The 19,756-nt window shown below is 68.5% G+C and carries 19 protein-coding genes; 7 read left to right on the forward strand and 12 right to left on the reverse strand.

What is annotated here, in order from left to right; all coding sequences use genetic code 11:
- Positions 1–450 carry a dUTP diphosphatase gene (gene dut / locus H9656_RS11890; protein WP_191744482.1) on the forward strand — a complete coding sequence of 150 codons (450 nt, stop codon included), beginning with the start codon at positions 1–3 and terminating at the stop codon, positions 448–450.
- Positions 451–498: 48 nt separating this feature from the next.
- On the forward strand, positions 499–900 hold the full coding sequence (locus H9656_RS11895; protein ID WP_191744822.1) for a BLUF domain-containing protein: 402 nt from the start codon (positions 499–501) through the stop codon (positions 898–900).
- Positions 901–960: 60 nt separating this feature from the next.
- Here the strand turns inward: H9656_RS11895 and dapB are convergent, their stop codons facing one another.
- The 3 genes from dapB to dnaK form a co-directional block, all read right to left on the reverse strand.
- A complete protein-coding gene (dapB, locus tag H9656_RS11900; protein ID WP_191744483.1) occupies positions 961–1,710 on the reverse strand; it encodes a 4-hydroxy-tetrahydrodipicolinate reductase in 750 nt (249 codons plus the stop codon).
- Positions 1,707–2,912, reverse strand: coding sequence for a molecular chaperone DnaJ (dnaJ, locus tag H9656_RS11905; RefSeq protein ID WP_191744484.1), 1,206 nt, complete (start codon positions 2,910–2,912; stop codon positions 1,707–1,709). The genes dapB and dnaJ overlap by 4 nt, the downstream gene beginning before the upstream one ends.
- 179 nt (positions 2,913–3,091) lie before the next feature.
- Positions 3,092–4,999, reverse strand: coding sequence for a molecular chaperone DnaK (gene dnaK, locus H9656_RS11910; RefSeq protein ID WP_191744485.1), 1,908 nt, complete (start codon positions 4,997–4,999; stop codon positions 3,092–3,094).
- A gap of 288 nt (positions 5,000–5,287) precedes the next feature.
- Here dnaK and H9656_RS11915 point away from each other — a divergent pair, with 288 nt between their 5' ends.
- Complete coding sequence (locus H9656_RS11915) at positions 5,288–5,938, forward strand: alpha-ketoglutarate-dependent dioxygenase AlkB (protein ID WP_191744486.1); 651 nt, start codon at positions 5,288–5,290, stop codon at positions 5,936–5,938.
- Between the two features lie 74 nt (positions 5,939–6,012).
- Complete coding sequence (locus H9656_RS11920; protein WP_191744487.1) at positions 6,013–6,918, forward strand: dienelactone hydrolase family protein; 906 nt, start codon at positions 6,013–6,015, stop codon at positions 6,916–6,918.
- Positions 6,919–7,018: 100 nt separating this feature from the next.
- Here the strand turns inward: H9656_RS11920 and grpE are convergent, their stop codons facing one another.
- On the reverse strand, positions 7,019–7,633 hold the full coding sequence (gene grpE, locus H9656_RS11925; protein ID WP_191744488.1) for a nucleotide exchange factor GrpE: 615 nt from the start codon (positions 7,631–7,633) through the stop codon (positions 7,019–7,021).
- Positions 7,630–8,724: a heat-inducible transcriptional repressor HrcA gene (gene hrcA / locus H9656_RS11930; protein ID WP_191744489.1), complete on the reverse strand. Its 1,095-nt coding sequence runs from the start codon at positions 8,722–8,724 to the stop codon at positions 7,630–7,632. Before hrcA ends, grpE begins: the two co-directional genes overlap by 4 nt.
- A gap of 115 nt (positions 8,725–8,839) precedes the next feature.
- Between hrcA and rph the strand changes: the two genes are divergently transcribed.
- Positions 8,840–9,565, forward strand: a complete 726-nt coding sequence (rph, locus tag H9656_RS11935) for a ribonuclease PH (protein ID WP_191744490.1) — start codon at positions 8,840–8,842, stop codon at positions 9,563–9,565.
- A gap of 66 nt (positions 9,566–9,631) precedes the next feature.
- The gene (locus H9656_RS11940; RefSeq protein WP_191744491.1) at positions 9,632–10,006 is read left to right on the forward strand and encodes a hypothetical protein; all 375 of its coding nucleotides are present in this window, start codon (positions 9,632–9,634) and stop codon (positions 10,004–10,006) included.
- A gap of 117 nt (positions 10,007–10,123) precedes the next feature.
- Here H9656_RS11940 and pnp read toward each other — a convergent pair whose 3' ends face one another.
- From pnp to H9656_RS11970, 6 genes are all read right to left on the reverse strand, one after another.
- Positions 10,124–12,352: a polyribonucleotide nucleotidyltransferase gene (gene pnp, locus H9656_RS11945; protein WP_191744492.1), complete on the reverse strand. Its 2,229-nt coding sequence runs from the start codon at positions 12,350–12,352 to the stop codon at positions 10,124–10,126.
- Between the two features lie 257 nt (positions 12,353–12,609).
- The gene (gene rpsO, locus H9656_RS11950) at positions 12,610–12,879 is read right to left on the reverse strand and encodes a 30S ribosomal protein S15 (protein ID WP_003166644.1); all 270 of its coding nucleotides are present in this window, start codon (positions 12,877–12,879) and stop codon (positions 12,610–12,612) included.
- Positions 12,880–12,891: 12 nt separating this feature from the next.
- On the reverse strand, positions 12,892–13,824 hold the full coding sequence (gene truB / locus H9656_RS11955) for a tRNA pseudouridine(55) synthase TruB (protein ID WP_191744493.1): 933 nt from the start codon (positions 13,822–13,824) through the stop codon (positions 12,892–12,894).
- Positions 13,825–13,827: 3 nt separating this feature from the next.
- On the reverse strand, positions 13,828–14,319 hold the full coding sequence (rbfA, locus tag H9656_RS11960; RefSeq protein ID WP_191744494.1) for a 30S ribosome-binding factor RbfA: 492 nt from the start codon (positions 14,317–14,319) through the stop codon (positions 13,828–13,830).
- Between the two features lie 65 nt (positions 14,320–14,384).
- A complete protein-coding gene (locus tag H9656_RS11965; protein WP_318240641.1) occupies positions 14,385–15,089 on the reverse strand; it encodes a DUF2459 domain-containing protein in 705 nt (234 codons plus the stop codon).
- A 12-nt stretch (positions 15,090–15,101) separates the two neighbouring features.
- Positions 15,102–15,632, reverse strand: coding sequence for a hypothetical protein (locus H9656_RS11970; RefSeq protein WP_191744495.1), 531 nt, complete (start codon positions 15,630–15,632; stop codon positions 15,102–15,104).
- Positions 15,633–15,820: 188 nt separating this feature from the next.
- Here H9656_RS11970 and H9656_RS11975 point away from each other — a divergent pair, with 188 nt between their 5' ends.
- Positions 15,821–16,564, forward strand: a complete 744-nt coding sequence (locus H9656_RS11975; RefSeq protein ID WP_191744496.1) for an SAM-dependent methyltransferase — start codon at positions 15,821–15,823, stop codon at positions 16,562–16,564.
- A gap of 99 nt (positions 16,565–16,663) precedes the next feature.
- Here H9656_RS11975 and infB read toward each other — a convergent pair whose 3' ends face one another.
- Entirely contained in the window at positions 16,664–19,645 is a 2,982-nt protein-coding gene (infB, locus tag H9656_RS11980) for a translation initiation factor IF-2 (RefSeq protein WP_191744497.1), read from the reverse strand.
- Between the last annotated feature and the right edge of the window lie 111 nt (positions 19,646–19,756).

The raw sequence follows: 19,756 nt of genomic DNA on the forward strand, positions 1-19,756 counted from the left end.
ATGACCGCCCTTCGCATCGAACGTCTGCCCCACGCCGAAGGCCTGGCGCTGCCCGCCTACGAGACCGCCGGCTCGGCCGGCATGGACCTTCGCGCCGCCCTCGCCGAGGGCGAGACCCTGGTGCTGGAGCCGGGTCAGCGTAAACTCGTCCCCACCGGGCTGAAGATCGCCCTGGAGCCCGGCTATGAGGCCCAGATCCGTCCGCGCTCGGGCCTGGCGCTGAAGCACGGCGTCTCGGCGCCTAATTCGCCAGGCACCATCGACAGCGACTATCGCGGCGAGGTCGGCGTCATCCTGATCAATCACGGCGAGCTGCCGTTCGAGATCAAACGCGGCGATCGCATCGCCCAGATGGTCATCGCCCGCTATGAACAAGCGCAGATCGTCGAGGTCGCAGCCCTGGACGAGACGGAGCGGGGCGCGGGCGGCTTCGGCTCAACCGGGCGTTGATCAAGTCTCTGCTTTCACATCCGTAGATACTCGTTTAGCGTGGCTGTCATGAACACGCTGGAACAGCTCGTCTACTGCAGCCGATCACGGCTCGCTCGGGAAGATGAGGCGGCGGCGATGGCCGACATTGTCCATGTCGCGGCCTATTTGAACGCCCGAAACGGCATCAGCGGGGCCCTGACCCTGCAAGACGGAATGTTCGTTCAGGTCCTCGAAGGCTCGCCCAGCGCGCTGGATATCCTCATGCTGCATCTGCATTTCGACGAGCGGCATGAAGACATCGAAGTGTTGTGCCGGGACACCATCGAGCGCCGCGACTTTCCGGCCTGGGGCATGGCGGCGCCGTCCCGCCTTCAATCAGAGGCGCTAGGACGACTGATCGCAGCCCGCTCGCCCGATCTGTGCGCCTGGCGGGCCGCCATGACCGAACTGCTGGTCGAGGCGGCCTGACGCCAAGAGGGCGATTGCGCTGAAGCCAAGCACCGCCGCGCGGAGAGCGCCAGCGCGGCGTTACGCCTGACGGAAGCCCAAGACGTCCTGCATGTCGTAAAGGCCGGGGCGACGATTGCGCACCCAGGCGGCGGCGGCCACCGCGCCCTTGGCGAACAGGCTGCGGTCGATCGCCGAATGCGACAGGGTCAGCATCTCGTCTTCTGAGGCAAACATGACGGTGTGCTCGCCGATCACACCGCCGGCGCGCAGGGAGGCGAAGCCGATCTTGCCCGGTTCGCGCGGACCGGTGATGCCGTCGTAAGGGGCGCTTTGCAGCTCGGCCAGATCGCGGCCCCGACCGTTGGCGGCCGCCTCGCCCAGCATCAGGGCCGTGCCCGAAGGGGCGTCGACCTTGCGCCGGTGATGGGTCTCCAGCACCTCGATGTCCCAGTCGCGCGCGTCCAGCCGCAGGGCGGCGTGTTCGACCAGACCGATCAGGATGTTCACGCCCAGGGAGAAGTTGCCGCTCATGACGATGGCGATCTTCTCGGCGGCGGCCTCGATCTCGGCCTCCTGCCCCGGCGTCAGGCCGGTGGAGCCGATGACCAGGGCCGGGCCGCCCGCCTCGGCGCACGCCTTGGCCAGAGCCACCGAGGCCTCGGGCGTCGAGAAGTCGATGATGACGTCGCACAGCTTCAGGTCGACGGTCTCGCCGCGATCGAAGCGGGCGGCGACCACCACGTCGTCGCGGGCGTCCAGAACCTGAGACACGGCGCGGCCCATGCGGCCCCGGGCGCCGGAGATGCCGGCGTGGAAGATGTCGCTCACGCGGTCTCTTTCGGATTGTCGGCGTCGCCGCCCAGGATATCGGCCCAGAAACGCTTGGCCTTGCCGGCGAAGCTGGTGTTGCGCGGGGTCTGGCTCTCGCCGAGCGACGCGGCCAGTTCAGCCAGCAGCTCCTTCTGGCGGGCATTCAGGTCCGTCGGCGTCTCGACGAACAGTTCGACCACCAGATCGCCGCGGCCGCGCCCGTTCAGGTGCGGCATGCCCTTGCCCTTGATGCGGACGGTCTTGCCGGTCTGGGCGCCCGCGGGCACCTCGACCGGGGCCTTGCACTTGCCGTCGCAGGCGTCCGAGATCAGGCAGGGCGCGTCGACGGCGCCGCCCAGGGCCGCCACCGTCATCGGCACCGGCACCGTGACCAGCAGGTCGAGGTTGTCGCGCTCGAACAGTTCGTGCGGCGTGACCGACAGGAAGACGTAGAGGTCGCCGCGCGGGCCGCCGCGCTGGCCCGCCTCGCCCTCGCCCGACAGGCGGATGCGCGAACCGTCGTCGACGCCCGCCGGAACCTTGAGGCTGAGCTTGCGGGTCTTGCGGACCTGGCCGTGGCCCCGGCAGGTGGTGCAGGGGTCGGCGATCATCTCGCCCGAACCGCCGCAGCGGGGGCAGGTGCGCTCGACCTGGAAGAAGCCATTGGCCTGGCGCACGCGCCCGGCGCCGCCGCAGGTGTTGCAGATGGTCGGCTGAGTGCCCGCCTTGGCGCCCGAGCCGTCGCAGACCTCGCAACTCATCAGGGTCGGGATGGCGATCTCGACCTCGGCGCCCTGATAGGCCTGCTCCAGGGTGATCTCGAGGTCGTAGCGCAGGTCCGAGCCCCGGCGCGGGCCGTGGCTCTGCCGCCCGCCGCCGCCCCGGCCGCCGAAGGCGTCTCCGAAGGCGTCGCCGAAGACCTGGGAGAAGATGTCGTTGATGTCGTGGAAGCCCTGGCCGCCGCCCTGGCCGAAGGGATTGCCGCCCCCGCCGCCGTTGACCCCGGCGTGGCCGAAGCGGTCGTAGGCCGCGCGCTTCTGCTCGTCCGACAGGACCGTGTAGGCCTCGGAGATTTCCTTGAACTTGGCGAGAGAATCTTCCGACCCGCCATTGCGGTCGGGGTGGTGCTCCATCGCCAGCTTGCGATAGGCGCTCTTCAGCGCTGCCGCATCGACCGTGCGCTCGACCCCCAGAATCTCGTAATAGTCACGTTGCGCCATCAGGCGTTCGTCCTCTTACTTTCCCGCCGCTTCAGGCCTCTCTTGATCGGAGGCGTTCCGTTCGCGGATGACCGACAGCCTGCCTGATGACATGGGCGCCCGGTCGAATGATGCAAGTTCTATGAAACGGCCCCGCCTGCCGTCTGACAAGCGGGGCCGAACATCATGCAGGCGCCGTTTTAGGCGTCCTTCTTCTCGTCCGTGTCCGAGACTTCCTCGAACTCGGCGTCGACCACGCCGTCGTCGGCCGGTTGGCCCTCGACGTCGCCTTCAGCCCCGCCCTGCTGGGCGGCGTACATGGCCTCGCCCAGCTTCATCGAAGCCTGAGCCAGGGTGTTGGTCTTCTCGCGGATGGCCTCGGGGTCCGTGCCGTCCTTGGCCGACTTCAGATCGTCCAGAGCCGACTGGATGGTCGCCTTGGTCGCCTCGTCGATCTTGTCGCCGTGCTCGGACAGGGCCTTCTCGGTCGAGTGGACCAGGCTGTCGGCGCCGTTCTGGGCCTCGACCAGTTCCTTGCGGGCCTTGTCGGCCGCGGCGTTGGCCTCGGCTTCCTTGACCATCTGGTCGATGTCCGCGTCCGACAGGCCGCCGTTGGCCTGAATGCGGATCGACTGCTCCTTGTTGGTCGCCTTGTCCTTGGCGGTGACGTGGACAATGCCGTTGGCGTCGATGTCGAAGGCGACCTCGATCTGCGGCATGCCGCGCGGCGCCGGCGGAATGCCCATCAGGTCGAACTGACCCAGGACCTTGTTGTCGGCGGCCATGGGGCGCTCGCCCTGGAAGACGCGGATCGTCACGGCCGACTGGTTGTCGTCGGCGGTCGAGAAGACCTGGGCCTTCTTGGTCGGGATCGTCGTGTTGCGCTCGATCAGCGGGGTGAACACGCCGCCCAGCGTCTCGATGCCCAGCGTCAGCGGGGTCACGTCCAGCAGCAGCACGTCCTTGACGTCGCCCTGCAGCACGCCCGCCTGAACGGCGGCGCCCAGAGCCACGACCTCGTCCGGGTTCACGCCCTTGTGCGGCTCCTTGCCGAAGAAGGCCTTCACGGCCTCCTGCACCTTGGGCATGCGGGTCATGCCGCCGACCAGGACCACTTCGTCGATGTCCGAGGCCTTCAGGCCGGCGTCGGCCAGGGCCTTCTTGCACGGCTCGATGGTGCGGGCGACCAGGTCGTCCACCAGGGCTTCCAGCTTGGCGCGCGACAGCTTGATGTTCAGGTGCAGCGGGCCCGACTGGTTCATGGTGATGAACGGCAGGTTGACCTCGTACTGGGTCGTCGAGGACAGCTCCTTCTTGGCCTTTTCGGCCTCTTCCTTCAGGCGCTGCAGGGCCAGCTTGTCCGAGCGCAGGTCGACGCCCTGCTCCTTCTTGAACTCGTCGGCCAGGTAGTCGACCAGACGCATGTCGAAGTCTTCACCGCCCAGGAAGGTGTCGCCGTTGGTCGACTTCACCTCGAACACGCCGTCGCCGATCTCCAGGATGGAGACGTCGAAGGTGCCGCCGCCCAGGTCGTAGACGGCGATCTTCTGACCGTCGTTCTTCTCCAGCCCATAGGCCAGGGCCGCCGCAGTCGGTTCGTTGATGATGCGCAGGACTTCCAGGCCGGCGATCTTGCCGGCGTCCTTGGTCGCCTGACGCTGGGCGTCGTTGAAATAGGCGGGAACGGTGATGACGGCCTGGGTGACCTTCTCGCCCAGATAGGCCTCGGCGGCCTCCTTCATCTTGCCCAGGGTGAAGGCCGAAACCTGCTGGGGCGAATAGTCCTTGCCGTGGGCCTGGACCCAGGCGTCGCCGGTCGGGCCCTTGACGATCTCGAAGGGCACCATGCCCTTGTCCTTGGCCACCACCGGGTCATCGAAATTGCGGCCGATCAGGCGCTTGATGGCGAAGAAGGTGTTGGCGGGGTTGGTCACCGCCTGACGGCGCGCGGGCTGGCCGACGAGGATTTCGCCGCCGTCCTGAATGGCGACCACCGACGGGGTGGTGCGGGCGCCTTCGGCGTTCTCGATGACCTTGGGGTTCTTGCCGTCCATGACGGCGACGCACGAGTTGGTCGTGCCGAGGTCGATGCCGATGATCTTGGCCATGGGCTTGTCTTTTTCACTCCTTGCGGCGGGCGATGCGGCGGCCTCGCAAAATCAAGCGCCGCGCGTGACCGCCCCCTGATGGGCTTCTGAAATCATGCCGCGCCGGACACTAGGCCCGGTTCGGCGGTGGATGGGGTCGGCGGACAAGCCCCTAACGAAAAGGGGGTTATCGCCGGATTGGCTCGGATATGGGAAAGACCGCAGGGGCTGCAAGGCCTTCCGCCCGGTTCGGACCAGATTCCGCGCCTTATGGCGGACAAGGACGCATCGCGCCGCTAAATTCGGCCGATGACCTCGCAAATCCCACCGCTAGCGCCTCCGGAGACCCCGACCGCCCTGCCTGGATTTCGGTTGTGGCCGGGCCTGCTGGATGCAACCGAGCAAGCGGACCTGCTGGCCGAGGTGCGGGCAGGGTTGGAGGCGGCGCCCCTGTACCGGCCGACAACGCCGGGGGGGCGGCCCTTTTCGGTGCGTATGAGCAACTTCGGCGCCCTGGGCTGGGTGTCGGACCGTCAGGGCTATCGCTATCAGCCGACCCACCCGGTGACCGGCGCGCCCTGGCCTGCCATTCCGGCCCGCTTGTTGAGTCTGTGGGACGCCCTGACCGGCTGGCCGACCCCGCCCGACGCCTGCCTGATCAACCTCTATCAGAGCGAAGCGAAGATGGGTCTGCATCAGGACAAGGACGAACGCGACCTGACGGCGCCGGTGCTGTCGGTGTCGCTGGGCGATACGGCGGTGTTCCGCATCGGCCCGGCCCCCGACGAAACCGGAAAGGGCGGCGCCACCCGCACGGTGCGCCTGGCCTCCGGCGACGTCTGCGCCCTGACCGGGCCTGCAAGGCTGGCGCGGCACGGGATCGACCGGCTGCTGGCCGGTTCGTCGCGACTGCTGCCCGGCGGCGGGCGGGTGAACCTGACGCTGCGGGTCGCCAGATAAGCCGGAAAGACTCGACGGCGGAGGGAAAGCCGAGGCACTGTCGCCGCTTCCACAGCGCCGACCGGAGACCCGAGATGACCCTGATCACCCGGCCCGAGGGCCTGAGCCCCGACCAGATCGCCCCCAGCCGCCGCAGCCTGGGCGTGGCGACAGCCGGCGGGCTGTTCTTCGCCGCCTACGCCCCCGCCGCCCTCAGCCAGTCGGCCCAGCCGATCGCCACCGACGCGGCGGGGCTGGTCATGCAGGACGCAGCCTATCCGGCGCCCGACGGCTTTGCCCTGCCCGCCTATGTCGCCCGGCCCGAAGGCGACGGCCCCTTCCCGGTCGTCATCGTCGTGTCCGAGATTTTCGGCGTGCACGAATACATTCGCGACGTCTGCCGCCGGCTGGCCAAGGCGGGCTACGCCGCCGTGGCGCCCGCCTTCTTCGTGCGCGTCCAGGACCCCGCCCCGCTCAGCGACATGCAAGAGATCCAGCGCATCGTCGCCGCCGCCGGCTACGGTCAGGTGATGGGCGACATCTCCGCTACCCTGGACTGGATCGGCGCCCAGTCCTGGGCCAAGGCGGACAAGGTCGGGATCACCGGCTTCTGCTGGGGCGGCAAGGTGGTGTGGCAGGCGATGGCCCGCTTCCCGACACTGGACGCCGGGGTCGCCTGGTACGGCCGTCTGGCCCCTGCGGCGAACGCCACCGATGAACAGAAGGCGGCGGGTCGCCCCTGGCCCATCGACCTGGCGGGCGAACTGAAGGCGCCGGTGCTGGGTCTTTACGGCGGCCAGGACAGCGGCATTCCCAACGACACGGTCAAGGCGATGAACGAGGCTCTTAGTGCGGCCGGCCGAGCCGACAGCCAGATCACCCTCTATGACGACGCCCCGCACGGCTTCCACGCCGACTACCGCGCCTCCTACCGAGAGGCGGACGCGAAGGACGGCTGGCGCCGGTTGCTGGAACTGTTCGAGCAGAAGTTGAAGCGCTGACCTCTCCACCCGCTCACCCCAGCGGATACACAGGGGTGGCAAATAGAAAACGGCCCGACGCGTCTGCGCCGGGCCGTCATCGTTTCAGCGCGCGAAAGCCTCAGGCCTTGGCGTCGAAATTCCCACCGGTCGTGTTCGGATCGGCATAGGCGCCGCCCGTCGCCGGGCCGGAGCCCTTGGCCGCGACCACCACCATGGCGGCGCGCACGGTGCGGCCGAACAGGGCGTAGCCCGGCTGCAGCGTCTGGATGACGGCGCCGCCCGGCACGGTGTCCGAGGGCTGCTCCATCATCGCCTGATGCAGGTGCGGGTCGAAAGCGTCGCCCGGCGCCGGATCGACGCGGGTCAGGCCGTTGGCCTCAAAGGCCGACAGCAGGGACTTCTGCGTCAGCTCCAGGCCCGTGACCATGGCCGCCGTCGGGCCGTCCGCGTCCTTGGGCGCCGTCGCCAGACCGCGCTCCAGCGTATCGGCCACGCCCAGCAGATCCTTGGCGAAGCGCTGGATGGCGTAGGCGCGCGCGTCGTTCTGCTGCGTCTCGGCGCGGCGCTTGGTGTTCTCGGCGTCGGCCACGGCGCGCAGGGCGCGGTCCTTCCACTGGTCGCGCTCGGCGATCAGGGCGTCGACCACGGCGTTGTCATCGCCTTCAGGCGCAGCTTCGCCCTCGTGGATGTCCTGCTCGAGTTGGTCCCGGGTCTCGTCGTTGATGTCGTTCACGTCTCTTGTCCGTCCAGAATCCGGCCCAGCACCCGGGCGGTATAGTCCACCAACGGTATGACACGGGCGTAGTTCAACCGCGCGGGCCCGATAACGCCGATGGCGCCCAGCACCCGCTGCCGGCCCGACATATAGGGCGCCGCGATCACGGCGGAACCCGAAAGCGAAAAGAGTCGCGTTTCGGCGCCGATATAGATGCGCACGCCCTGGGCCGCGCCGACGTCGTCCAGCAGGCCGATCAACTGTTCCTTCTGCTCCAGATCGTCGAACAGAACGCGCACCCGCTCCAGATCCTCGGCCGCGCGGGCGTCCTGCAGCAGATTGCCGCGCCCGCGCACGATCAGGTTGCGGTCGTGGCCCCCGCCGCCTGCGCCGCCGGTCCATGCGGCCAGCCCGTCTTCGACCAGACGGGCGGCGGCGGCGTCCAGATCGCGCCGGGCGGCCTCCATCTCGGCCTTCATCTCGTGCCGGGCCTCGGCCAGCGGGCGCCCCTTCAGCCGCGCGCTGAGAAAGTTCGACGCCTCCTGCAGGGTCGAGGGCGTCACGCCGGGCGCCAGATTCATCAGCCGGTTCTCGACCACCCCGTCGTCGGCGACCAGCACCGCCAGCGCCTGTCCGCCGCCCAAAGCCACGAACTCGACATGGCGCACCCCCGCCTCGCGCACCGGGCTGGCGACGATGCCCGCCCCGCCCGCCAGACCCGACAGCAGGGAGGAGGCCGCATCCAGCGCCTCCTCGACGTTGCGGCCGCCGCCCTTGGCGCCCAGCACCGCCAGACGGGCGTCGATCTCGCGCCGCTCCTCCTGACCGATGTCGCCGACCTCCAGCAGGCCGTCCACGAACAGCCGCAGCCCCGCATGGGTCGGCGCCCGCCCGGCTGACGCATGCGGCGAGGCCAGCAGCCCGGCCTGCGTCAGCGCCTGCATGGTGTTGCGGATCGAGGCGGGCGACAGGTCCAGCCCGGCGCGCGAGAGGGTGTGCGACCCCACCGGCTCGCCCGTCTCCAGATAGGTCTCGACCACCCGCCGGAAGATGTCGCGCGCCCGCGCATCCAGCGTCGCCAGGCCCGGCGAGGGGTAAAGCAGGCTCATGGCGCCGCCCTCCGCCCCGTCAAAACGGAACGGAGACACACCGCAAACGGGTCAGGGCGGGACAGGCTCATGGTTTCAGGATAAGCACGCGCCATCCCGCTTCCAAGGAATTCCCATGCGCCCGTCCGAACGCACCCCTGAACAACTCCGCACCGTCACGCTGGAGACCGGCGTCAACCGCTACGCCGAAGGCTCCTGCCTGGTCTCCTTCGGCCACACCAAGGTGCTGGTCACAGCCTCGATCGAGGAGAAGGTGCCGGGCTGGATGCGCAACACCGGCCAGGGCTGGGTCACCGCCGAATACGGCATGCTGCCGCGCGCCACCCACACGCGCGGCCGCCGCGAAGCCGCCGCCGGCAAGCAGTCGGGCCGCACCCAGGAGATTCAGCGCCTGATCGGCCGCAGCTTGCGCGCCGTGGTCGACCTCAAGGCGCTGGGCGAGCGTCAGGTGCTGATCGACTGCGACGTGATCCAGGCCGACGGCGGCACCCGCACCGCCTCCATCACCGGCGCCTGGGTGGCGATGGCCTCGGCGCTCAACTACCTCAAGGACGAGGGCGTGCTGACGACCGACCCCATTCTGGATCAGGTGGCGGCCGTGTCATGCGGCGTGTTCAAGGATCTGCCGGTGCTGGACCTCGACTATGAGGAAGACTCCACTGCCGAGGCCGACAGCAACTTCGTCCTGACCGGCGCGGGCCAGATCGTCGAGATCCAGGCCACCGGCGAGAAGCGCGGCTTCAGCCGGGCCGAGTTCGACCGCCTGTTCGAACTGGCCGAGATCGGCTGCGCCGAACTGTTCGCCCTGCAGCGCGCCGCCGTCGAGGCCGCCCGCCGATAAGGCTTTTCGCGGAGCCGGATCGGGGCCATCGTCGTTGCATAGGCGAACCCCGATCCGGAGCCCCGCATGACCCGACCGCCCCTTCTGGCCTGCCTGATCCTCGGCGGCCTGCTCGCCGCCTGCCAGCCGCGTCCCGAGCCAGCGGCCCCCGCGCCGGTCCCGACACCAGCGCCCGCCTCGGCCCCCGAGCCCGAAGCCCGCCTGCCCGAAGGCCCGGACATGGCGCCCCAGCCGGTTCCGCTCGACGACCGCCCCTGCCTTGAGACCCTGGGCGAAGCCGCCTCTGCCCGCCTGGTCCAGCGCTGCATCGCCGTCAGCCCGGCCACGCGCCCGCCCTGCAACGCCGCCAATCCCTGCGACCTGATCCAGGGCGAGATCGACCGCTCCTGCGCCCTATGGACCCGCGACGGCGAAACCCCGCCGAAAGAGTGCAAGGGCTGATCTTCTCTCTCCCCGCTCAAACAGCGAGCCGCCGCGCGGCACGCGACAGCGCCCAAGAAAAAACCCCGGCGGATCGCTCCGCCGGGGTCTTCTTCAGTTCAGCGATGACGCCGAGGCTTAGTCGCGACGGCGACGGCCGCGGTCGCCGCCGTTGCGGTCGCCCTTGGGACGGCCGCCGGTGTCTTCCGACAGCGGGGCTTCACCGCGTTCAGCGCGCTCGGCGTTGATCTTGTCGGTGATGTCCTCGCCGGTTTCCTGGTCGACGACCTTCATCGACAGCTTGGTCTTGCCGCGATCGTCGAAGCCCAGGAACTTGACCTTGACCTCCTGGCCTTCCGACAGGACGTCGGCCGGGTTGGCGACGCGCTCCAGAGCGATCTGGGACACGTGGACCAGACCGTCCTTGGCGCCGAAGAAGTTCACGAAGGCGCCGAAGTCGACGACCTTCACGACCTTGCCCGAGTAGATCGTGCCGACTTCCGGCTCCGAGGCGATGGACTGGATCCAGGCCTTGGCGGCTTCGATCTTTTCCTGCTCGTTGGCGGCGATCTTGATGGTGCCGTCGTCGCCGATGTCGACCTTGGCGCCGGTCTTCTCGACGATTTCGCGGATGACCTTGCCGCCCGAACCGATCACTTCACGGATCTTGTCGACCGCGATCTTGATGGATTCGATCTTGGGCGCGAACTCGCCCAGTTCGGCGCGCGGAGCTTCCATCGCCTTCGACATTTCGTCGAGGATGTGCAGACGGCCGGCCGAAGCCTGCGTCAGGGCCTGCTGCATGATCTCCTTGGTGATGCCGGCGACCTTGATGTCCATCTGAAGGCTGGTGATGCCTTCCGAGGTGCCCGCGACCTTGAAGTCCATGTCGCCCAGGTGGTCTTCGTCGCCCAGGATGTCCGACAGGATGGCGAACTCGCCCGACGGCTCCAGGATCAGACCCATGGCGATGCCCGAGACCGGACGGGCCAGCGGCACGCCGGCGTCCATCAGGGCCAGCGACGAACCGCAGACCGTGGCCATCGAGGACGAGCCGTTCGACTCGGTGATCTCCGACACCAGACGGATGGTGTAGGGGAAGTCCTCGCGCGACGGCAGCATCGGGCGGATGGCGCGCCAGGCCAGCTTGCCGTGACCGATTTCGCGACGGCCCGGCGAGCCCATGCGGCCCGCTTCACCGACCGAATAGGGCGGGAAGTTGTAGTGCAGCAGGAAGGACTCTTTGTACGTGCCCGTCAGGCTGTCGATGTACTGCTCGTCCTCGCCGGTGCCGAGCGTGGCGACGACCAGGGCTTGCGTTTCACCGCGCGTGAACAGCGACGAACCGTGGGTGCGCGGCAGGACGCCGACTTCCGAGACGATGGCGCGGACCTTGTCCAGGGCGCGGCCGTCGACGCGGTGGCTGTTCTCGATGATGTCGCGACGCAGGACGTCGGCTTCGCATTCCTTGAACGCAGCCGAGAACTTCGACGAGTCGACGCCTTCCGGCTTGTCGTCGGTCTTCACCAGGGCCTCGGCGGCCTTCTTCTTGGCGGCGTCCACGCCCGAGCGGCGCTCATACTTGCCCGGGTGGGCGTAGGCGGCCTTGATCTCTTCGCCGACCAGCGACTTGATCGAGGCGACCACGTCCGAGTGGTCCTCAGCCTGGAAGTCTAACGGCTCCTTGGCGGCGTGCTCGGCCAGGTCGATGATAGCATCGATCACCGGCTGCATGCCCGCGTGCGCGAACATCAGGGCCTCGAGCATCTTCTCTTCCGACAGCTCCTTGGCTTCGGATTCAACCATCATCAGGGCGTCTTGCGTACCCGCGACGACCAGGTCCAGGGCGCTTTCGCCCATCTGGTCGATGGCCGGGTTCAGCACCAGCTCGCCGTCGATCATGCCGACGCGCGCGGCGCCGATCGGGCCCATGAAGGGCACGCCCGAGATGGTCAGGGCGGCCGAGGCGGCGACCATGCCCAGGATGTCCGGGTCGTTCTCCAGGTCGTGCTGCAGCACAGTGATGATGACCTGGGTCTCGTTCTTGAAGCCCTTGACGAACAGGGGGCGGATCGGGCGGTCGATCAGGCGGGAGACCAGGGTCTCCTTCTCGGTCGGACGGCCTTCACGCTTGAAGTAGCCGCCCGGGATCTTGCCGGCGGCGAACGTCTTCTCTTGATAGTTGACGGTCAGCGGGAAGAAATCCAGGCCCGGCTTGGGCTGACGGCCGTAGACGACGGTGGCCAGGACCACGGTCTCGCCGTAGGTCGCCAGCACGGCGCCGTCGGCCTGACGGGCGATGCGGCCCGTCTCGAGGGTCAGCGGGCGGCCGGCCCACTCGATCGTCTTGCGTTTGATATCGAACATTATGCTTCTTTCGTCTCCCGCGGGCGTATTCCCGTCGGGGGTGTGCGGAGCGGCAGGCCGTTCAGTCCTGCGGTCCCCATGAGCCAGGCCGCGTCATCGCGGCCGGACGGGTGATTGAGGACCGGATTCCAGGCCCTCGCGTCGGTTGCGCCGTCAAGACCCGCGGCGCGCGGGAAGCTTGCTACTAATAGCGGAACGAGGCGCGGACGTGTCCGCCCGCGCCTCGTGGAGATTATCCGATCCGCAACCGGGGCGCCTTAGCGACGCAGGCCCAGCTTGGCGATCAGCGCCTGGTAGCGGGCGCTGTCGGTCTTGTTCAGGTGGTCCAGAAGGCGACGACGCTGCGAAACCTGCTTCAGCAGGCCACGACGCGAGTGGTTGTCCTTCTTGTGGGTCTTGAAGTGCTCGGTCAGGTTGGCGATGCGTTCCGTCAGGATCGCGACCTGCACTTCGGCCGAACCGGTGTCGCCCGTCGAGCGAGCGTTGTCGGCGATGACTTCAGCTTTACGTTGAGCCGTAATCGACATCAGAGTTCTCCGTTATGGGAGGTTGAAAACACGATCGGGTTCAAGCCGACCGGCCCTGAGATTGCCGAGCGCGACCAGGGTTCCGCCCTCGAAGACCGAAACCAGCCGCGAACCGGCGGTGAGCCGGGCCTTGAGCGTTTCAATCTGTCGGGGGAGCAGAACGATCGGCCGTCCCTGCCTCAGAGAGAGGGCGTCCTGATCCGTCACGGCCAACTCCGGGATGTCGTCCAGAGCGGTCGAAACGGGCAGCAAGCCCTCAAAGGCGGCGCCCTTATGCGCCAACTCTTCCAGAAAATCCAGAGTGACGGCGTTCTCGGTCGAGAACGGCCCCACCCGCTCGCGCCGGAGGTCCGAGACATGGCCCTCGGCGCCCAGCAGGATCGCCAGGTCGCGCGCCAGCGAGCGGACATAGACGCCCTTGCCCGTCCGCATCGTGATCTCGACGTGATCGGCGTCGGGCGCGGCCGTCACCGCCGCCTCATGAATGATCACCCGGCGCGACTGCAGCTCGACCTCGACCCCCGCCCGCGCCAGATCATAGGCGCGCTCGCCATTGACCCGCACAGCCGAAAAGGCGGGCGGCGTCTGGTCGATCTCGCCGACGAAGGACGGCAGGGCCGCCGTCACCGCCTCGACCGAAGGGCGCACGTCCGAGCGGGCGATGATCTCGCCCTCGCGGTCGATACTGTCGGTGGAGATGCCCCAGTGGATGGTGAAGCGATAGACCTTCTGCGCCTCCATCATGAAGGGCACGGTCTTGGTCGCCTCGCCGAGCGCGATGGGCAGAATGCCCGAGGCCAGTGGGTCCAGCGTCCCGGCATGGCCCGCCTTCTGGGCGTTGAACAGGCGACGGACCTTCGTCACCGCCTCGGTCGAGCCCATCTCATAGGGCTTGTCCAGACACACCCAGCCGTTGACGATGTCGCCCTTCTTGCGTCGCGCCATCGCTTATTCTTCCTCTGGGCCTGCCGCGCCTGGCGCTGCTTGAGGCCCGTCATCCTCATCGTCTGCCTGTTCGATATCGGCGCGCACGCGCGGATCATTGAACAGACGGTCCATGTGGCTGGCCGCGTCGAAGCTCTCGTCGTGGCGGAATTTCAGGTCCGGCGTGAACTTCATGTCGATGCGACGGCCCAGCTGGCCGCGCAGGAATTTGGCGTGTTCGTTCAGCGCCTTGATGATGGCGCTCTCCTGCCCCGCCGTCTCGGCCGCCTCGACGCCGGCGCCCAGCGGCTCGACGAAACAGGTGGCGTGGCGCAGGTCCGGGCTCATCCGCACCTCGGTCACGGTAACGGAGACGCCCAGCAAGGCCTCGTCGTGGATCTCATGCTCGCGCATGACGTCGACCAGGGCGTGGCGGATCAGCTCGCCGGCGCGCAGCTGGCGCTGCGACGGGCCCAGCGGGCCGCTGGCGTTGCGGGTGTGTTGCTTGCGGGCCATGACGGCTCCTCCTGCTCGCGCCGCCGGGGATCGGACGCCGGCTCTGAAACGCGAAGGGGCGGGGTCTAGTCGCCTGCGCCGCGCAAGTCCAGTTCCGCCGCGCGCTGTTCGGCGGTTCGCGCCGCCCGCATCACCGCGCTCGACCTCAGACTGCGGACCATGGGCATGGGCAGGCCGCCCGCGTTCAGCACCTCGGCCGTCCAATGGTTGCACAGATGCCCGACCCAGAAGGTTTCATGGCTGGCGTAGAAGACGGCGTCGTCGCCCGGCCTGCTGGCCACGACGACCGCCCGCCCCTCTGCATCCAGCCGCAGCGAGGACGCCACGCGCGCGCGCAAGGCCGCAAAGCCGGCGGGCGACAGACGCACCGTGGCCCGTGTCGCCTCAGACAACCGCGCCGGGTCGACCGGATCCGGGTCCAGCATGACCACGGAGGGATTGCCGCCCGGCCTGAAGAAGGCCCGCGCGCCGTCCTGCAGCCGACTGCTGATCGGCCCCTGTTCGACATAGAAGACGGCGTCGCCCCAGCCGATCCGCACCCAGTCGCCTGGCGGCAGGGCCCGTACCGCCCACGCCAGGGGGTCGTCTCCGCCCGCCAGCGCCGCGCGCGGCGCGGCCAGATCAGTGTGAAACCCGTTATCGAGCAGATGGACGACAATCGCCGCCTGCCCTCCGTGCGGCGGAAACAGCGCCGGATGGTCCGGCCGCTGCGCCGTCCACAGACCCGCCAGCAGACCTACGAGAACGGCGCAGCTCCAGCGGATCAGCACGTCCGCCTCGCCTTAGTTGTTGCCGAAGGCCGCCGGGACGTCGCGGGCGGGCGAAGAACCCTGCATCGTCGCCCACTCGCCGCGATAGCTGTAGTTCAGGCTGACGCAGTGGCGGAACTGGCCGTCAGCCCAGCGGCCGACCGTCTCGATCGTCAGCGGATGGCCGGCGCGCACCCTGCCCACGACGATGAAGGCCTCGTCGGCCCCCGGACACAGGGCGCGCGACAGGGCGCGGCCGTCGCCGTCGGCCAGGATGCTGTAGACGCCGCCGTCCGCAGCGCCCTGGGGCAGGACGCGCCGGACCTGGTCCGGCCCGCCGCGCTCGAACCGGGCCGACCCGCGCGAGGTCGAGGAGAACAGGTTCTTCACCGATGTAGCCCCGAACCAGCCGCGCTCCACTTCCAGCGTCACCCCGCGCGTCAGAGCCTGGGTCGTGCGGTCGCTGGCGTCGAACGACAGGAACCGCGTGTCGGCCATGGCCGGGGAAGCGGCCGCGCTAGCCAGCGCGGCGATCAGCAGAAGAGACGGTCCAGGACGTGACATTGGCGGTCCATTGTTCGGCGCCCCCCGACGCGATGGCCGAACCCTAAGGCCAACGGAAGGCCAGATGAAGCCTACAATGCGCAGCCGCTGGCGAGGCGGGCGTCGGTCCGGCATGATGGGCGCGCGAGCTTACGGATCCCTGCCGAGGCATCCTTTCGCCCGTTCCTCCTCTTCATGATCCGAGCGCCGTGTTCAAAGACCCCTTCGACATCGACAACTACGCCCAAGACCCGGACCATTATCTGGCCGTGCCCTTCGTTCCGACGGAGGAAGACACCGTCGCCGCCATGCTGGCCCTGGCGGGCGTAGGGCCGAAGGATCGCCTCTATGACCTCGGCTGCGGCGACGGCCGGATCGTGATCGCCGCCGCCCGCGACCGCGACGCCCACGGCATCGGCTTCGACATCGACCCCATGCGCATCGCCGACGCCATGGAGTACGCCGGCTGGGCCGGGGTCGAGCATATGGTCGACTTCGTCGAGGAAGACCTGTTCAGCGTTGATGTCCGCGAGGCCACCGTCGTCAGCCTCTATCTGCTGCAGTCGATCAATGTGGAGCTGCGCCCCCGCCTGCTCAGCCAGCTGAAGCCCGGCGCCCGGATCGTCTCTCACGCCTTCGACATGGGCGACTGGCCAGCGGATGAGCGGATCAAGGTCGCCGACGGCTACATCTACAAATGGACCGTTCCGGCCCCGGTCGCCGGGCGATGGGACTGGACGCGCGAGGACGGGACGGCCTGCCGACTGGAGCTGGAGCAGACCTATCAACAGGTCACGGGCCGCGCCTGGCTGGACGAGACCGAGGTCGCCATGGTCGCCGAACTGGCGGGCGAACGGCTGGAGATCGAACTGCAGGCCGACGACGCGGCGCCGGTCCAGCGCTTTATCCTGACCTTTTCGAACGGCGCCTTGCAGTCCGCCGTCGCAATCTGACTCGCCCAAACAGCTGAAAAGACGAAGGGCGCGGCTTCTTTCGAAACCGCGCCCTTCATGTTTCAGGCCGTGAGCCTCAAACGTCCAGATCTAGGCGTCCTAGTCCAGGGTGCGCTTGATCTCTTCGACGGTGAAGCACTCGATGTAGTCGCCTTCCTTGATGTCCTGGAAGCCCTGGAACTGCATGCCGCACTCCTGGCCCGAAGGCACCTCGTTGACCTCGTCCTTGAAGCGTTTGAGCGTGTTGAGCACGCCCAGCTCCAGAACCACCACGTCGTCGCGGACGATGCGGACGCGCGCGCCCTTGCGGACCACGCCCTCGGTGACGCGGCAGCCCGCGACCCGGCCGACCTTCGTGATGTCGAAGGTCTGCAGCACCTTGGCGTTGCCCAGGAAGGTTTCGCGCTGGAGCGGCGCCAGCATGCCCGAGAGCACGCCCTTAATGTCGTCCAGCAGGTCGTAGATGATCGAGTAGTAGCGGATCTCGACGCCTTCGCGTTCGGCCAGATCGCGCGCCTGCTTCGAGGCCCGGACGTTGAAGCCCAGGATCGGAGCCCCGGCCGACTTGGCCAGGTTGACGTCGCTCTCGGTGATGCCGCCGGCGCCCGAATAGACGGTGCGGGCGCGGACCTCGTCGTTGCCCATCTTGTCCAGCGAGCCGACGATGGCTTCGGCCGTACCCTGAACGTCGGCCTTGATGAGGACCGGCAGCTCCGAGACCTTCTTGGACTGGAGTTTGGACATCATGTCGACCAGCGACAGCGAACCGCCCGAGACCTGGGTCTTCTCGCGCTTCACGCGCTGACGGTATTCGGTCAGTTCGCGGGCGCGCGCCTCGGATTCCACCACGGCGAAGACGTCGCCCGGCGACGGGGCCTCGTCCAGGCCGAGGATCTCGACCGGCACCGAAGGACCGGCTTCCGGCAGTTGCTCGTTGCGCTCGTTCAGCAGCGCGCGCGCCTTGCCCCAGGCCGAACCGGCCACGACGATGTCGCCGCGACGCAGGGTGCCCCGCTTGACCAGGACGGTCGCGACCGGGCCGCGGCCCTTGTCCAGCTTGGCCTCGATGACCACGCCTTCGGCCGAACGATCGGCGTTGGCGCGCAGGTCCATGACCTCGGCCTGCAACAGGATGGCGTCGGTCAGGCCGTTGAGATTGAGCTTCTCCTTGGCCGACAGCTCGATGATCTGGGTGTCGCCGCCCAGGCTCTCCGAGATGACTTCATACTGCAGCAGTTCGTTGACGACCTTCTGCGGATTGGCGTCCGGTTTGTCGATCTTGTTGACGGCCACGATGATCGGGGCCCCGGCCGCCTTGGCGTGCTGGATGGCCTCGACCGTCTGCGGCATGACGCCGTCGTCGGCCGCGACGACCAGGACGACGATGTCGGTGACGTTGGCGCCGCGCGCCCGCATCGCCGAGAAGGCCGCGTGGCCTGGCGTGTCCAGGAAGGTGATGCGCTGACCGTCGCCCAGCCGCACCTGATAGGCGCCGATGTGCTGAGTGATGCCGCCGGCTTCGCCCGCCGCCACGTCGGTGGTGCGCAGGGCGTCCAGCAGGCTGGTCTTGCCGTGGTCGACGTGGCCCATGATGGCCACGACCGGAGCGCGCTCGTCGCCGGTGTCGGCGTCGTCGGCTTCGGCGATGAAGCCTTCTTCGATGTCGGATTCCGACACGCGCTTGACGGCCATGCCGTATTCTTCGGCCACCAGTTCGGCGGTGTCGGAATCGATCACGTCGTTGATCTTCATCATCAGGCCCTGACGCATCAGGAATTTGATGATGTCGACGCCGCGCACGGCCATCCGGTTAGCCAGTTCGCCAACGGTGATGGTGTCGGGAATGACCACTTCACGCGGACGGTTGGGCGTTTCGGTCGAACCGCCGCGACGCTTTTCCTTCTCGCGTTCGCGAGCACGACGCACCGAAGCCAGCGAGCGCATCCGCTCGACGGCGTCCTCGTCGCCTCCCGCCACCGAGTGGATGGTCAGGCGGCCTTCGCGGCGCTTGGGCTCGCCACGCGTGCGGCTGACAGCCTTGCCCGGCGCATTGTCGCCGAAACGCTTCTCGCGGTCGTCTTCACGTCCGGCCGGGCGGGCGAAGCCGCCGCCGGCTCGGCTGGGACGAGCCACCTCGGGCTGGGCCGGGGGCTGGTTCGGGGCCGGACGACCGCCAGGACGCGCCGCGCCGGCGGCGCCGGTGCGGGCACCGGGCGCCGGGCGCGGATTCAGGGCCGAATAGCGGACCGTCTGGGCCGGACGCGCGGGCCGCTCGCCGCCTTCACGGCCGCCTTCACGCGGCGCCGGTTCGCTAGCCTGCGGACGCTCGCCGCCCATCGCCTGTTCGCGAGCCGAGCGGCCCCCGAAGGCGGGACGTTCCAGCGGCGCGCGGCCTTGTGGAATCTTGGGCGCGCGCTGGCCGAAGTTGACGGCCGGGCGCTTGGGAGCGGCCGGCTTGACCGGCTCCGGCTTGACCGGCTCCGGCTTCGCCTCAACCTTGGGCGCTTCAACCTTAGGGGCCTCGACCTTCGGCGCGGCCGGCTTGGCCGGTGCCGGGGCGGCGGCGCCCAGCTTGGCGGCCTCGACCCGCGCCGCTTCAGCGGCGGCCTTGGCGGCGGCGGCTTCGGCGACGGCCTTGGCGGCGGCGGCTTCAGCGGCGGCGGCCTGCTGACGCTCGGCGGCCTCAGCGGCGGCCTTGGCGGCTACGGCCTGGCGTTCCTTCTCGGCGGCCTGCTGGGTCGCCAGAGCGATGGCGCGACGACGCGCTTCCTGCTCCTCGGCCGACAGGCCTCCGCCCATCGGTTGACGCGGCGCAGCAGAACGCGGCGCGCCGCCTTCGGAACGCGGACGCGCGACCTCGAAGCCCTGCGGACGCTGATGCCCGCCCTGGGCGCCAGCCCGGCGCTTGGTCTCGACGACGACGGTCTTGGAACGGCCGTGGCTGAAGCTCTGCTTCACCGTGCCGGTCGAGACCGAACCCGTCGCGCGCGGCTTCAGGCTCAGCGGAGCGCGCGGCCCCGTCTGCGAAGGCGCGTTGGCAGGAGTCTTGCCGTCGTTGGAATTGTTGTTTTCGTCGCTCATCCGGTCGCTTTACTCAGGGCGGAGAATTCCGCCTTCGCCTGTCTCAATCACCCATAGCAGAATGCGGCCCCGCCTCCGTTGTTTCGGAAACAGGCCCGCAACCGCTCAAAC

It is taken from the genome of Brevundimonas guildfordensis (assembly GCF_014836405.1).
In the GTDB taxonomy this organism is placed as follows: Bacteria; Pseudomonadota; Alphaproteobacteria; order Caulobacterales; family Caulobacteraceae; genus Brevundimonas; species Brevundimonas guildfordensis.